This window comes from Frigoribacterium sp. AC759 (assembly GCF_979256015.1).
The window spans coordinates 28,383-42,024 of sequence record NZ_CEEDMT010000011.1 but is presented as its reverse complement, the minus strand read 5'-3'; the positions used below and the strand labels follow the sequence as shown (position 1 = coordinate 42,024).

The window sequence follows — 13,642 nt, the reverse complement described above, 5'->3', positions numbered from 1 at the left end:
CGCTGCTCAGAGGTGCCCGACGGCCGCGGGGGCCACCGGGACGACGTCGATGTCGTCAGGGAAGGTCTGGTCGAGAGAGGGGACGATGCTGCCGGGCAGGGCCGCCGCGGCGGCTCCCGACGCGACGGCCTGGGCGAGACGGGCGGGTGCGGGGGCGCCCGCCGTCTCGGCGAGCAGGTAGCCGGACAGCGACGAGTCGCCGGCGCCCACCGTGCTCAGGGCGGTGATGACGGGGGCCGCGGCGAACCACGAGCCCTCGCCGTCGATCAGCAGGGCGCCGGCGCTGCCGAGGGTCAGCAGGACGGTCTCGACGCCGAGCCCGCGGAGGCGACGCGCGCCCTCGACGGCGGACGCGGGGTCGGCCTCGTACTCGGCGGGGTCGCCTCCGACGATCTCGGCGAGCTCCTCCGCGTTCGGCTTGACCAGATCGACGCCGACGCCCGAGGCGATGAGAGCGGCGAAGGGCTCGCCCGACGAGTCGACCGCGATGCGGGGTGCGTCGTCACCGCAGGAGGCGCGCACGGCCCGGACGACGTCGGCCAGCCAGGTGGTCGGCAGGCCGGGCGGCAGCGAGCCGGCCAGCACCAGCCACGAGGCGAGCGGCGCGTGCTCGACGATCAGCGCGGTCAGCGCGTCGGCGTGGGCGCTGAGATCGGGGCCGAGCTCGTTGATCTTGGTGGTGGTGCCGCCAGGCTCGGTGACGGTGACGTTCGAGCGCAGCCGCACGTCGATCGGGAGGTTGACCGTCGGCACGCCCCGCTCGCGGAGGGCGACGAGCACCGGGTCGTCGAGCGCGCCGGGCAGCACGGCGACCGTCTCGGCACCCGAGGCGACCAGTGCGCGCGAGACGTTGACGCCCTTGCCGCCCGGCTCGTCCGTTGTGCTCACGGACCGCTGGACGGCACCGCGCTGCAGGTGACCCGAGAGCTCGATGGTGCGGTCGAGCGAGGGGTTCGCGGTGACGGTGAGGATCATGCGGGCTGCTCTCTGCGGATCGGCGTGCTGGATGTCGAGATGCTGCGGGGTCGGGCTCTCGGAGACCGGCTGCGGGGTGGCGGTCATGCGACGATCACCTCGACGTCGGCCTCGGCGAGCGCGTCGGCCAGATCGGGGGCGGGGGCGGCGTCGGTGACCACGGTGTCGATCTCGGGGAGGCGCGCGAACCGGACCAGCGCCTCCTCGCCGTGCTTGGTGCGGTCGACCACGGCGACGATCCGACGCCCGGCACGGACGTAGGCGGCCTTGACCGCGCCCTCGAACTCGTCGGGGGTCGACAGGCCGAACCCGGCGCTGACGCCGTTGGCCCCGACGAAGACGATGTCGGGGCGGAGGGCCTGGATCTGCTCGACGGTGGTCGTGCCGACGGCCGCGCTGGTGAGCCCGCGCACGCGACCGCCGAGCAGGTGCAGCTCGATGTGCGGGCTGTGCTGCAGCAGCGCGGCGATCGGAACGGCGTTCGTGATGACCGTGAGCACGGTGCCGGTCTCGGCCGGGACCCACGTGGCGAGCTGCGCCGCGACGGCCGCGGTGGTCGTGCCGGCGTCGATCGCGATGGAGCCGGTGAAGGTGGCGGGGACGAGCCGCGCGGCGGCGGAGGCGACGGCGGTCTTCTCGGGCGAGTGCTGCCCCTCGCGCTCGCTGAGACTCAGCTCGCGGATGCTGGAGCGCCCCGCGGCGACGGCTCCGCCGTGCACGCGCTGGAGGAGACCGGACTGCTCGAGCTGATCGAGGTCGCGGCGGACGGTCTCGGGGGTGACGTCGAAGCGGACGGCCAGATCGGCGACGGAGACGCGGCCCACGGTGCGCAGGTCGTCGGCGATGGACTCGTAGCGCTCTGTCGCGTACATCCCGGTGACCTCTTCGTCGTCTGCGTGCTCTCACGACGGGTGCTCTCGTCGTGCTGACGAGACTCTACGTCGATGAACCCACAGAAAACAAGATCAGCGAAGAGAAACACAGAAACCGCGCGTCGGGCGCGCAGGGGTCACGGGTGTCTGCGCTTGGCCCGCTGCGCGAACGCGTCGAGGGCGACGAGCACGTCCGGCGCCTCGAACACCCGGTCTCGCCGCGCCTCGCCGATCGGCCGGATGATCCCGTCGGCGGCGAGCCGGTCGATGCCGGCCCGCGCGTTGTTGGTCGCGACACCGAGCTCACGGGCCACGAGCGACACGTCGACCACGGGCTGGCGCTGCAGCAGATCGAGCATCCGGTGCCCTGCCGAGCCCTGGCGAGCGCTCGTCAGATCACCCCACTCGAGGCGGAGTTCGGTCAGATCCGTGACGAGCGCCCTGCCGTTGACGACCGCTGCGAGCGTCGCGTCGACGAAGGCCCGGACGACGGGCTCGACCTCGCCCTCGCGATAGGCCCCGAGCGCCGCAAAGTACCCGGACGTGTCACTGAGCAACCCGGCCGAGACGGGCACGGTGACCTGCCTCGTGATGCGCAGTCGGCGGAGCATGGAGTGCACGATGGCCCGACCCGTCCGCCCATTGCCGTCGGGGAACGGATGGATGGTCTCGAACTGCGCGTGCGTCAGGGCGACATGGGCGAGGGCCGGGATGTCGACCCGTCGTGCGAAGCGGATCAGGTCGTCCATGGCGGCGGGCACCCGGTCGGCGTGCGGCGGGACGAAGTCGGCGGTGTGCGGGCTGCGACCGGAGCCCCCGATCCAGACCTGCTGATCACGCCACGAGCCCGTGAGGTGCGGCTGGTCGTCGGCCAGCAGCGCCGCGTGCATGCCGATCACCGCAGCCTCGTCGAGGTCGTCCGCCAGGGTGAGCGCCGCCTCCATCGCGTGCACGTTCGCCACGACCAGCCGTGCGTTCGGGCCGGCCTTCTTACCGAGGGCCGCCAGGGCGATGCCTCGGGGCAGAGCCGTGAGATTCTCGATCTCGGAGCTCGAGGCGCTCTCGCTCCGCAGCAGGATGGCGGCGAAGGGAGCGGTGAAGGCCCCGACCTCGGTGTCGAAGCGGGACAGCTCGGCGACGGCGTCCTCCGCATCGACGACGAGATCGGCGGACAGCCCGGGAGGCGCGGTGGCGGCGATCTCGGGCGTCACCGCTGCGAGATACGGACCCCGCGCCCGGAGTCTGGCACGGCGCGAGGCCGGTGCATGCTCGTCGTCGTCCCACGCGTACGACTCGAACCGGACGCCTGGCCATGCCGCCGATGCGGCAGAGGACGCGACTGACTCCATGCGACGATCTTAGCCATGGTTATGGACTTAACCATGGTTAAGAGAATCTCTCAGCCATGGTTGCCTCGATGACCATGGTCAGTGAGGGCGGTGTCGACGCCTCGGAGAAGGAGGCGCGGGTCAGGCGGGCTCGACCGCCGAGTCGCGCGAACGCGCACGACCGACGGCGAGGCCGCGTTGCGACGACCAGAACGAGCGGGCGGTCTCGACCAGTTCGGCGGCGCCGACGTTCGCGCCGAAGGCGAGCGATCCGGGCTCGAGCGAGATGCCGTCGGCGAGGCTGGGCAGCGCGACCGGGTCGAAGCCGATGGCGTCGACGATCTCGGCGACGCGGGCCAGAGCCGCCTCGTCGTCGGCGGCCAGCGCGATCGCCTTGCGCTCGGGGTCGCCGGCGGGCAGCGCGCCCTCGTCGAGGTCGTGATATCCCATGTGGTTGAAGCCCTTGACGACGATCGAGTCGGGCAGGTGCCGCTGCACGAGCTCGCTGGTCGACTGACGCACGTCGGCGAGGTCGTCGCGGATGCCGTCGGTCTCCCACCAGTAGTTCATCGCGTCGACGACGATCTTGCCGGCGAGGGCGTCGACCGGCACGGAGTCGAGCTTGCCGAGCGGGAGCGCGAGCACGACGATGTCGGCCTCGCGCGCCGCCTCCTCCGACCAGACGGCCCGGGCACCCGGGGCGATCACGTCGACGATCAGACGGATGCGCGCGGGGTCGCCCGACCCGGAGAGGAGCACCGGGTGCCCCGCGGCGTGGAGGAGGCGGGCGAGCACCGTGCCGACCTTGCCGGCGCCGAGTATTCCGATGGTGGCAGGAGACGTCATGCGTCGTGCAACCGCGGAGTCGCCGTGGTCATTCCTGGTGCGGATCAGGCCCCGGGGAAGTACTGCCGGATGAGGTCCTGGATGAACGGGACGACGTCCTGCACCTGGTCGACGCCGGCGATCGCCACGGCGACCAGCGGCCACAGCGACACGAGCAGCGTCGAGATGACGGCCGCGACACCGAGGATCCAGGCGAGCGCGCCGTTGCGGACCTTGATGATCAGCGCCAGCAGCACGAGGGCGAGGATGTAGCCGATCGCGATCGCCGCGACGATCTGGCCGACGGGCACGTCGAGGGCGCCGGCCGTGCCGCCGTCCGCCGCGCCGATCAGCGTCAGCACGGGCACGAGCACCCCGACGACGATCAGGAAGCAGACGATCGCCGAGGTGACCAGCGCCGCCCAGACCGCCCGAGGGCGGGGGCGTCTCGTCGAGCCCGACCGAGCGCCGCGCATCAGCGGGCCTGGCCGTTCTCGTCGCGGGCCGCCTCCGCGGCGGCCGCGTCGGCGGCGACGTCCGCCGCAGCCTGCGCGGCGTCGGCGGCGGCCTGCGCCGCATCCGCTGCGGCCTGCGCGGCGGACGGGGCGGCCGTCGTGGTCTCGCTCACGTCGTCGGAGCGCTCGGCGTCGTCGGCGGCTTCACGGGCGCGACGGGCGTCGTCCTCGGCCGCATCGGCAGCAGCATCGGCGTCGGCGGCCGCATCGGCGTCCCCGGCGGCGTCGGGGCGGCCTGCGTCACGGCGAGCCTGCTCGTCGTCGACGGCGTCGGCGATGCCGTCGAGGGCGTCGGCGGTCTTGCTCTTCGCCGTGTCGACGACGTCGGCGGCGACCGTCTTCGTGGTCTCGAGCGCGTCGGACGCACCCTGCCTGCCGTTCTCGAGCGCGTCGGACGCACCCGCCTTCGCCTTGTCGGCGGTCTCGGAGGCCTTCGCACCGGCGGTGTCGAGCGCCTCCTTCGCCTGGGCCTTCTTCTCGGCGATCGCCTGCTCGCGCCGCTCCTTCTTCTCGGCGTCGGCCGCGGCCTTGGCGGCGTCGGCCTCGTCGAACGGGCCGTGCACGTCGGTCACGGTCACATCGATCGTCACCGGCTCGCCGTCGAGCTGTCCGACGGCGTGACGCACCTGGGTGCGGATGGTGTCCGCCAGCTCGGTGACGTTGGTCGGGTACTCGGCGACGACGGACACGTCGACGGCCAGACCCGTGTCGGTCGTGGTGACCTTCACCCCGGCCGAATCCGCCGAGCCGACGGCGTTGCGGACGGCGCCGACGACGCGAGCCGCTCCGGTGCCGAGACGGTGCACGCCCGTCACGCCGAGCACGGTGACCGCGATGGTGCGCTCGAGTCGCTGCTCGGGCGTCTCGGGAGCGGACTGACCTGCCGAGTCGAGGTCGATGGGGGTGACGTGGTGGGTGGACTCGGACATGAGGCCGTCCTTTCTTCGTGATGCGGGAGGCGGTCTGCGCGATGCAGGCGGCGGGGTCGTGCGGGTCGGGGGACGGCGATGGCCCTCGTCCTCGTCGGAGGTCGAGGGCCATCACCGGGGTGGTGCGGATGCTGCGGCGGAGCGCTTCTCAGTCGAGGCGCGTGGCCGAGGCCATCTGCGTGCGGAGACCGCCGTTGATCTGGATGACCACGGGCGTCTCGGTGCCGAGCAGCTCGTCCCAGCGGGCGACCGCCTGGTCGATGCTGCGACGGATCTCCACCGGCGAGGCGCCCTTGCGAGCGTCCGCCGTGACGCGGAGGACGTTCTCGCCCTTGACGCGGAAGGCGGTGACGTCGATCGAGACGATCCCCGCGGTGTCGGCCAGCGCCTCCTCGAGGACCTGCTCGGCGACCTTCGCGTCGATGACGAGGCGTCCACCGGTCGGCTCGTCACGGCCCGACCCCTCGTGGACGGTCAGCAGCTCGCCGGTCTGACCGTGCCCCTGACGGAGCGCGAACCAGACGAGCAGGAGGATCAGCACCAGGGAGGCGGCGGCGACGACCCAGAGGATCCAGACCTGGTCACCCGACAGGGCGTCGGAGACCGGACCGGACGCGTCGGAGGCGGCGCCGGAGACGGTGTCGCGGACGTCGGGCCAGAGGGCCCCGACCGCCACGGCCGCACCGCCGGCGAGCAGCACGAGGCCGATCACGAAGACGAGGAGACGGTTGAGGGCGCGATTGGTGTTGTTCATGCTCCGACCGTTCCTTTCTTGGACAGACGCACGGTGTGCGTGAGCGTGGGGCTGAAGTCGTACGCGTCGAGCTCGTCGCGGACGGCCTCGTCGATGCTGCGCACGTCGGTGTTGCGACCGGAGGTGCGGGTCACCTCGATCAGGGCCTTCCGCTTGCCGACGCTGACGCTGACCTGCGAGGGGTCGACGTCGCCGGCGTAGCTCGCGGTGCGGGCCAGCGAGCGGGCGATGACCCGGTCGTCGACGATCGCCGCGGTGCGACCGACCTGACCGCCTCGACGACCGCGGCGCCCGGGGGCGAGTGCGACGACGATGAGGACGATGCCGATCACGGCGACGACGGCGCCGATGGCCGTGAGCACGCCCACGGCGGCCCCGGCGGCGCCGAGCACGGCGCTGGCGGCGTCGGCCGGAGCGACGAGCAGCGGCTGCTGCCCGATCGCGGCGAGCACGGACTCCGTGCCGATCCAGGCGAGGACGACGATCAGGATCACCGCGAGGGTGATCGCGATGACCGCACGCGACGAGTGCGTCTCACGACGCACGACGCGGCGGTAGAGCGGACTGCTGCTCATGAGACCCGCTTCCTTTCACGGAGTTCGGCGCCGGTGATCTGGAGATCGACGCGATCGATGGACGACCCGGTCAACTGCAGGACCCGGTCGCGGATGGTGCCCTGCGCCGAGGTGAGGCGTTCGAGCAGGGTGCCCGACGAGCGGGCGGGGATCCCCAGCGGAGTGATCCGGATGGGGGTCTTGGCGATCACGCTGAGCGCGCCGTCGCGGTCGGCCAGTTCGACCGACACATCGGACGCGGTGACCTCGAGGGCCTCCGCGGTGACGGCCGACACGACCCGGCGGACGGCACGCGACGTGATCTTGTTCCGGCCGTGGAGGGTCTGGTCGGCCGTCACCGCCGCGGTCACGACGACCGCCGCCCGCGGAGGGCGTCCGCGAGACCGCGGACGTCGAGCTTGCCCTCGACGACACGACCGACGCCGAAGCCGATCGCCATGGCGATGGCCACGAAGACGAAGGCCCAGAATCCGAAGGCCACCGCCGTCAGCGCGAGGACCGCGCCGACGAGGATGCCGGTTGTCGTGGCGGTCACTTGACGCGGCTGTCGTCGGTGTCGTCGTCGTTGTCGTCCGAGGGGATGTAGACGTCGGAGACGGTGACGTTGATCTCGGCGACCTCCATGCCGACGACCTGCGAGATGGCCTCGGCGACCGACTTGCGGACGTCGTCGGCGACGCGCTGCAGCTCGACGGGGTACTCGGCGACGATGACGATGTCGGCGGCGACCTGCTTCTCGCCGACCTCGACGGAGACGCCCTGGCTGCGGTCCTGCTGGTTGATGGCGTTGCGGATGGCGCCGATGGCACGGGCCGCTCCGTTGCCGAGGTCGTGGACTCCACGGACCTCGCGGGCGGCGATGCCGGCGACCTTCGAGACGACGCCGTCGGCGATCGTGTTCTTGCCGGTGGCCGACGAGCCCGAGGTCTTCGCGGCGGCGGAGCCGGTCGTGGTGGGGGTGACGTTGCTCATGGGATTGCTCCTTGATGTCGTTGTCGCTGGATGTCGTGGTCGCCGACCCGGGGAGGTCCGCGATGCCCGTGAAGCGGGACACATCATTCAGACGCATCGAGCATCTCGGAGGTCACGGTCGTTCAGGTTCCTATCAGGAACGATCGACGGGCCACTCGTTTTCCGGCCGGACGACGGCCCCGGTCGGGGGGCCTCCACCGTTACCGGCCAGCGCGGACGCACCGCCTGCGACGAGGTGGTATCCACGAAGAGCGCGGGTGATCGACCCGCGCACCGCACGCCATGAGGAGGTCGTCATCACCACCGACGATCCCCTCCTCGACGCCGGCGACGCACTCCTCGCCGCTCGAGCCCGCGACGGCGACGTCCACGCGTACGAGGTCCTGGCCCGTCGGCACGGTCCCCTGATGCGCGTGTACGCCTCGCGCCTCCTCGGCTCCGATCTCGAATCCGACGACGTCGTGCAGGACGCGTTCCTCACCGCATGGCGACGACTCGGAGATCTGGAGAACCCCGCGCAGGTCCGCAACTGGATGATGCGCATCGTCAGCAACAAGAGCATCGATCGCCTGCGCGCCCGGCGCGACCACGACGACATCGATCAGCGCGACCCCGCGGCCCCCCGGTCGCAGTCGCCCGACCGGGTCGTCGAGGCCCGCCTCCAGATGGACGCCATGTGGACGGCGCTCGACAAGCTCCCCCTCGACCAGCGACGCTGTTGGCTGCTGCGCGAGACCGCCGAGTACTCGTACGCCGAGATCGCCGAGGCCCTGGGCATGTCGGTCTCGACCGTCCGCGGGCGGATAGCCCGAGCACGCACCTTCCTGATGACGGAGATGGAGGCATGGCGATGACGACACCCGACGACGCCCTGCCCGGTGCGACGCCTCCCGACGGCGCGCTGCCCGACGAGGCGCTCCCCGACGAGACCGTCGACGGGTACTCGGTCGAGCGTCTGAGCGACTACCTCGACAGCGGCAGGTCCCCCCGCGACGCCGGCATCGAGGGGTCCGCCGCGTGCCGTCTCTATCTGATCTCGCTGGCCCAGGTGCACGAGCTCTCGCGCGCCTCCCTCGAGAGCGAGGCCACCCGCGAGCCCGACCGCGACGGACTGTGGATCAGCAGCCTGCTCGAGTCGATCAGGCGCGAGGTCGTCGGCGGCCGCGAGATCCCGGTCAGGCACCCCGACCCCGGCATCGACCTGCGCATCACCGAGGCCGCCGCCCGCGGTCTCGTGCGGCGGACGGGCGACGCGGACAGCGGCGTCGTGCTCGGCGCCACGACCTTCTCGGGCGACGTCACCCAGCCGGGCGAGCCCATCACGGTCGAGGTCACGGCCGCCGTCCGCTACGGCCGCGACATGCGACTCGTCGCCGACGAGCTGCGCGCCCGCATCGTCGAGACGCTGACCCGACACACCCACCTGACGATCGCCGCCGTCGACATCGTGATCGACGACGTGCTCCTCCCCCGAGCGGACGACCGATGAGCACCGACGACCGACTCTCGCAGAACCTGACCGACCTGCTCCGGCGGATCGACGGCGTGATCGACGTGTTCGACGCGCACCCCGCCGTCGAGTCGACCGTGCGCGCCGTCGCCGTTGAGCTCGACTGGGCCGAGTCGACGGGGCTCGTGCACGTGCATCGCTCCGCCGGGATCGTCGCCGTCACGGCGAAGGTCGCGACCGACCTCGACGGCTCCACGCCGGAGATCCTCGCTCGCGCGGCCGAGGCCCTGAAGGCACGGGTCGAGCGGGGCGCGGACGACGTGGGCGTGGACGAAGGCGCGGGCGCGGGCGTCGACGGCGACCGCGCCGAGACGCTCGTGACCGTGACGGCGCATCTCGTCGACCGACCGAGCGGCCCCGCCTCCGTCTGACCGGGCCGCGGGACCACGCGGCGGCGGCGCGGGCCGCGGCCTGGCGCCGACGGGCCTGGCGCCGACGGGCCTGGCGCCGGGGGGCTGGGGGTCGGATGGCGACCCCGTGACCCGCCGGGGCTCCGGACGCGACGGGCACCGCGCCTCCTCGGCTCTGCGACCTTCGGCGTGCGTTCTGCGGTTTCATGGAGGACCACCCCGCACTCAGAAGGTCGTCCATGCGCGCAGCCGTCGTCTACAACCCCATCAAGATCGATCTCGACGCCGTCAAGGCGGTCGTCGATCGCGAGCAGAAGGCCGCGGGATGGGACGACACGCTCTGGTTCGACACGTCGAAGGAGGACCCGGGGCGCGGTGCCACGCTGGAGGCGCTGGAGGCGGGGGTCGACCTGGTCATCGCAGCCGGCGGTGACGGGACGGTGCGCATCGTCGCCGAGACGCTCGCCGATCACGACGTCGCCTTCGCCCTGCTGCCGTCGGGCACCGGCAACCTCCTCGCGCGCAACATGAACCTGACGCTCGACGACGTCGACCACTCGATCCACACCGCGTTCACCGGTCAGGACCGCGCCATCGACCTCGGACGCATCGAGATCCGCGCGGCCGACGGCTCCATCTCGAAGCACGCGTTCCTGGTGATGGCGGGGGTCGGCATCGACGCGAAGATGCTCGCCGCCACCGACGAGGACCTCAAGGCGAAGATCGGCTGGCTCGCCTACGTCAAGGCGATCGTCGTCGCCCTGCGCGACGAGAACACCCTCAAGCTGCGGTACCGGTTCGACGACGGGCCCACGAAGCGATCGCACGTGAACACGGTGATCGTCGGCAACTGCGGCACCCTCACCGGCAACATCCTGCTGCTGCCCGATGCGGCGCTCGACGACGGCCAGTTCGACATCATGCTGCTGCGCCCCGAGGGTCTCGGCCACTGGCTGCAGATCATCGGGAAGGTGCTGATCGAGAACGGCCTCGTGCAGCGCACTCCGCTCAAGCGCATCGTCGGCTCGCGCGAGATCGCGGCGATGAACTACGTCAAGGCGAAGCAGCTGACGGCCCGCCTGTCGGAGCCCCAGGAGATCGAGCTCGACGGCGACGGCTTCGGCAAGGCGATCGGGTTCCGCACGACGATGGACGCCGGGGCGCTGCGCGTGCGGGTGCCGCGCGACGCGTAGGCCGCTGCGCGACGCGTAGGCCGCGCCGGGCGCGACGAGACCCCAGGAATTCGCTGAGACCCCGGTGCGCGCACTGGGGTCTCAGCCATTTCCTGGGGTCTGAGCCGAACGCTAGTACTTGGCCGACTGCCCGCCGTCGATCGGCACGACCGCCGCGTTGACGTACGTCGCGTCGTCCGACAGCAGGAACGCGACGACCGAAGCGATCTCGGCGGCCTCGCCGTAGCGCTTGGTCGGGTTGATCTGGATGAACTGCTCGGCGGCGCCCTTGGGGTCGTCGGCGTCGAGCTGGCGCATGGAGGCCTCGACCATGGGGGTCCAGATCGCTCCCGGCGCGATGGCGTTGACGCGGATGCCGAACTGGCCGTACTCGACGGCCGAGTTGCGGGTCAGCCCGACGACGCCGTGCTTCGCGGCGGCGTAACCCGACTGGTTGCCGACGCCGCGGATGCCGCCGACGCTCGCCGTGTTGACGACCGCGCCGCCGTCGCCCTGGGCGCGCATGACGCCGAGCACCTTCTCGAGCCCGAGGAAGACGCCGCGGAGGTTGATCGACACGACCTTGTCGAACTCGTCGGCCCCGAAGTCCTCGGTGAGGTTCTGCCGACCCTCGATGCCGGCGTTGTTGAAGAACGCGTCGATGCGTCCGAAGCGCTCGAGCGTGGCGGTCACGTAGGCGTCGACGTCGGCTGCGCTCGACACGTCGGCGACGGCGGTCAGCACCTCAGCACCGGGGACGGCGTCGAGCACGGCCTCCTGCGAGGCGGCGAGGCCCTTCTCGGAGATGTCGACGAGCGCGACGCGCGCACCTTCCTGTGCGACACGGACGGCGGCGGCGCGGCCGAGGCCGGACCCCCCGCCGGTGATGAGGACGACCTTGTCGGTGAAACGCTCCATGGGGATGACTCCGGTTCTCTCGGTGACTCGGCGGACCCGACGCTTCGCCGAGCCCTCGGCACGCGACGTCGCGCACCTCGTTTCACGCTACACCTGTCGCTTTACCCTCCCCCCAGGTCGTGCGGCGACGACATCCGGCCCGCTCCCAGTAAAACGAGACAAACTGTCTCGAAATAAGCCGCCCGACCCATGGAGAAGAGACCCGCATGCCCGAGAACACCGCCCCCCTGACCGGTTCGAGCACGATCGGCCGCTGGCTCGAGCACTCCGAGGGCGGGCCGGCCCTGCGGGGCGCGCTCGCCCAGGGCGGGGAGTTCGACGAGAGCACCCTCACCCCGGTGCTCGGCCTGCCCCTGCAGCAGCTCGTGTCGCTCAGCCAGGGCCGACTGCCCCAGGAGCTCGTCGACGGCCTCGTGCTGCAGGTCAACGGCGGGGTCCGGCCCGACGACACCGACGACGCCGACGGCCCGTGGCGCGAGACCATCACCGCCGGTCGCTTCGCAGGGCGGACGGTCGTCGTGACCGGGGCCGCGGGCGGCATCGGCAAGGCCACCGCGTCGCGTGTCGCCCGAGAGGGCGGGCGCGTGATCGCCGTCGACATCACCGCACCGGGGCTGGAGGCGCTGGTCGCCTCCCTGCCCGACAGCACCGTCGAGACAGTGGTCGGCGACATCACCAGCCAGGCCGACATCGACCGCATCGTCGAGGTCGCTGGCGGCCGCATCGACGCGCTGGCGAACATCGCCGGCATCAACGACGACTTCTCGCCGCTGCACGAGACGAGCGACGCCATGTGGGAGCGCGTCATCGGCATCAACCTGACCGGTGGGTTCAAGCTCTCGCGCGCCGTCATCCCGGTCATGCTCGCGGCGGGCCGGGGCTCGATCGTGAACGTCGCCTCCGAGGCGGGTCTGCGCGGCAACGCGTCGGGCAACGCCTACACGGTGTCGAAGCACGGCGTCGTCGGGCTGACGAAGTCGGCCGCGTTCATGTACGCGAAGCAGGGCCTGCGGGTCAACGCGGTCGCCCCCGGCGGCGTCGCCACCGGCATCCCGTTCCCCGCGAACGTGTCCGAGGCGGGGTCGGCGCGACTGCGGCCCTTCCAGGCGGCCATCCCGACCGTCGCCACGGCCGAGGAGCTCGCCGCGTCGATCACGTTCCTGCTGAGCGACGACGCGGTCAACATCAACGGCGCGGTGCTCGCCTCGGACGGCGGCTGGTCGGTCCAGTAGGCGGCGCGCCTCTGCAGGCGGCGCATCTCAGGAGGCGCGGGTCGGCGAAGCCCAGGAGGCGCGGGTCGGCGATCACCGGCCCGCGCCGTGCACGAGGATGACCGTATGACGACAGCACGCCCCGGCCGGGTCCGCAGCGAGGCGGCGCGCCTGGCCATCCTCGAGGCGACGACGAGCGAGCTCGCCGAGCGCGGCTACGACAAGCTGTCGCTCGACCGGATCGCGGCGGCCGCCGGGGTCGGCAAGGCGACCATCTACCGCTGGTACCCGAACAAGGGGGCGCTGGTCGCCGAGGGGATGCTCTCGGGGCACCTGCTCCCCCGGGTCGCCGTGCCCAGCAGCGGTGATGTGCGCCGCGACGTCACGCACTGGCTGATCGAGACCTCCGCGTCGCTGACAGAGCCGACGACGGGGGGTCTCATCCGTGCGACGATCGCGGCGACGGCCGAGGACGCCGACGTGGCCCGGCACTACGACGACCACGTCACCTCCGTTGCCCGGGCCGAGCTCGTCGCACGGCTCGAGTCCGGTCGGCGCGACGGTCAGGTCGACGCCGAGGCCCCCCTCGACGCGCTGGTCGAGGCGCTGGTCGGCGTCGTCCTGCTGAACGTGCTGACCCGCCGCGATCCCGACGCGACCGCTCTCGCCGCCACGGTCACGCTCCTCTTCGACGGCGCCGGCTCGGCGGGAGGTCGCGGCGGTCGCTGATATCGGC

The 13,642-nt window shown here is 71.9% G+C and carries 18 protein-coding genes; 6 read left to right on the top strand and 12 right to left on the bottom strand.

The window, feature by feature from the left end; genetic code table 11:
- Nucleotides 1-6: 6 nt before the first annotated feature.
- The 11 genes from ACZ6JE_RS09735 to ACZ6JE_RS09685 all read right to left on the bottom strand — a co-directional run bounded on the left by ACZ6JE_RS09735 (nt 7) and on the right by ACZ6JE_RS09685 (nt 7,745).
- Entirely contained in the window at nt 7-975 is a 969-nt protein-coding gene (locus ACZ6JE_RS09735) for a 1-phosphofructokinase family hexose kinase (protein ID WP_464318847.1), read from the bottom strand.
- 83 nt (nt 976-1,058) lie between these two features.
- Nucleotides 1,059-1,847 carry a DeoR/GlpR family DNA-binding transcription regulator gene (locus ACZ6JE_RS09730; protein ID WP_243216470.1) on the bottom strand — a complete coding sequence of 263 codons (789 nt, stop codon included), beginning with the start codon at nt 1,845-1,847 and terminating at the stop codon, nt 1,059-1,061.
- 137 nt (nt 1,848-1,984) lie between these two features.
- Nucleotides 1,985-3,196 (bottom strand): Fic family protein, encoded by a 1,212-nt coding sequence (locus ACZ6JE_RS09725; RefSeq protein WP_192060632.1) that lies wholly within the window; start codon nt 3,194-3,196, stop codon nt 1,985-1,987.
- A gap of 120 nt (nt 3,197-3,316) precedes the next feature.
- Nucleotides 3,317-4,165 carry an NADPH-dependent F420 reductase gene (locus ACZ6JE_RS09720; RefSeq protein WP_464318824.1) on the bottom strand — a complete coding sequence of 283 codons (849 nt, stop codon included), beginning with the start codon at nt 4,163-4,165 and terminating at the stop codon, nt 3,317-3,319.
- Nucleotides 4,066-4,476: a hypothetical protein gene (locus tag ACZ6JE_RS09715; protein ID WP_464318823.1), complete on the bottom strand. Its 411-nt coding sequence runs from the start codon at nt 4,474-4,476 to the stop codon at nt 4,066-4,068. The genes ACZ6JE_RS09720 and ACZ6JE_RS09715 overlap by 100 nt, the downstream gene beginning before the upstream one ends.
- On the bottom strand, nt 4,476-5,444 hold the full coding sequence (locus ACZ6JE_RS09710) for an Asp23/Gls24 family envelope stress response protein (protein WP_464318822.1): 969 nt from the start codon (nt 5,442-5,444) through the stop codon (nt 4,476-4,478). Before ACZ6JE_RS09710 ends, ACZ6JE_RS09715 begins: the two co-directional genes overlap by 1 nt.
- A 148-nt stretch (nt 5,445-5,592) precedes the next feature.
- Entirely contained in the window at nt 5,593-6,198 is a 606-nt protein-coding gene (locus ACZ6JE_RS09705) for an Asp23/Gls24 family envelope stress response protein (RefSeq protein ID WP_192060636.1), read from the bottom strand.
- On the bottom strand, nt 6,195-6,773 hold the full coding sequence (locus tag ACZ6JE_RS09700) for a hypothetical protein (protein WP_464318821.1): 579 nt from the start codon (nt 6,771-6,773) through the stop codon (nt 6,195-6,197). Before ACZ6JE_RS09700 ends, ACZ6JE_RS09705 begins: the two co-directional genes overlap by 4 nt.
- Entirely contained in the window at nt 6,770-7,123 is a 354-nt protein-coding gene (locus tag ACZ6JE_RS09695; protein ID WP_192060638.1) for a hypothetical protein, read from the bottom strand. The genes ACZ6JE_RS09700 and ACZ6JE_RS09695 overlap by 4 nt, the downstream gene beginning before the upstream one ends.
- A complete protein-coding gene (locus ACZ6JE_RS09690; protein ID WP_192060639.1) occupies nt 7,120-7,308 on the bottom strand; it encodes a DUF2273 domain-containing protein in 189 nt (62 codons plus the stop codon). The genes ACZ6JE_RS09695 and ACZ6JE_RS09690 overlap by 4 nt, the downstream gene beginning before the upstream one ends.
- Nucleotides 7,305-7,745, bottom strand: coding sequence for an Asp23/Gls24 family envelope stress response protein (locus ACZ6JE_RS09685; RefSeq protein WP_192060640.1), 441 nt, complete (start codon nt 7,743-7,745; stop codon nt 7,305-7,307). The genes ACZ6JE_RS09690 and ACZ6JE_RS09685 overlap by 4 nt, the downstream gene beginning before the upstream one ends.
- A 257-nt stretch (nt 7,746-8,002) precedes the next feature.
- Here ACZ6JE_RS09685 and ACZ6JE_RS09680 point away from each other — a divergent pair, with 257 nt between their 5' ends.
- The 4 genes from ACZ6JE_RS09680 (at nt 8,003) to ACZ6JE_RS09665 (ending at nt 10,798) form a co-directional block, all read left to right on the top strand.
- Nucleotides 8,003-8,599 carry an RNA polymerase sigma factor gene (locus ACZ6JE_RS09680; protein WP_243216454.1) on the top strand — a complete coding sequence of 199 codons (597 nt, stop codon included), beginning with the start codon at nt 8,003-8,005 and terminating at the stop codon, nt 8,597-8,599.
- On the top strand, nt 8,596-9,234 hold the full coding sequence (locus tag ACZ6JE_RS09675; protein WP_192060642.1) for an Asp23/Gls24 family envelope stress response protein: 639 nt from the start codon (nt 8,596-8,598) through the stop codon (nt 9,232-9,234). The genes ACZ6JE_RS09680 and ACZ6JE_RS09675 overlap by 4 nt, the downstream gene beginning before the upstream one ends.
- Nucleotides 9,231-9,626, top strand: a complete 396-nt coding sequence (locus ACZ6JE_RS09670) for a hypothetical protein (RefSeq protein ID WP_464318820.1) — start codon at nt 9,231-9,233, stop codon at nt 9,624-9,626. The genes ACZ6JE_RS09675 and ACZ6JE_RS09670 overlap by 4 nt, the downstream gene beginning before the upstream one ends.
- 218 nt (nt 9,627-9,844) lie before the next feature.
- Nucleotides 9,845-10,798 carry a diacylglycerol/lipid kinase family protein gene (locus ACZ6JE_RS09665; protein WP_243216421.1) on the top strand — a complete coding sequence of 318 codons (954 nt, stop codon included), beginning with the start codon at nt 9,845-9,847 and terminating at the stop codon, nt 10,796-10,798.
- A 111-nt stretch (nt 10,799-10,909) separates the two neighbouring features.
- On the opposite strand, the gene ACZ6JE_RS09660 is transcribed toward ACZ6JE_RS09665, so the two are convergent.
- Nucleotides 10,910-11,695: an SDR family oxidoreductase gene (locus ACZ6JE_RS09660; protein WP_192060644.1), complete on the bottom strand. Its 786-nt coding sequence runs from the start codon at nt 11,693-11,695 to the stop codon at nt 10,910-10,912.
- Between the two features lie 206 nt (nt 11,696-11,901).
- On the opposite strand from ACZ6JE_RS09660, the gene ACZ6JE_RS09655 reads away from it, so the two are divergent.
- Entirely contained in the window at nt 11,902-12,927 is a 1,026-nt protein-coding gene (locus ACZ6JE_RS09655) for an SDR family NAD(P)-dependent oxidoreductase (protein ID WP_464318819.1), read from the top strand.
- A 105-nt stretch (nt 12,928-13,032) separates the two neighbouring features.
- The gene (locus ACZ6JE_RS09650; protein WP_464318818.1) at nt 13,033-13,635 is read left to right on the top strand and encodes a TetR/AcrR family transcriptional regulator; all 603 of its coding nucleotides are present in this window, start codon (nt 13,033-13,035) and stop codon (nt 13,633-13,635) included.
- The last annotated feature ends 7 nt before the right edge of the window (nt 13,636-13,642 follow it).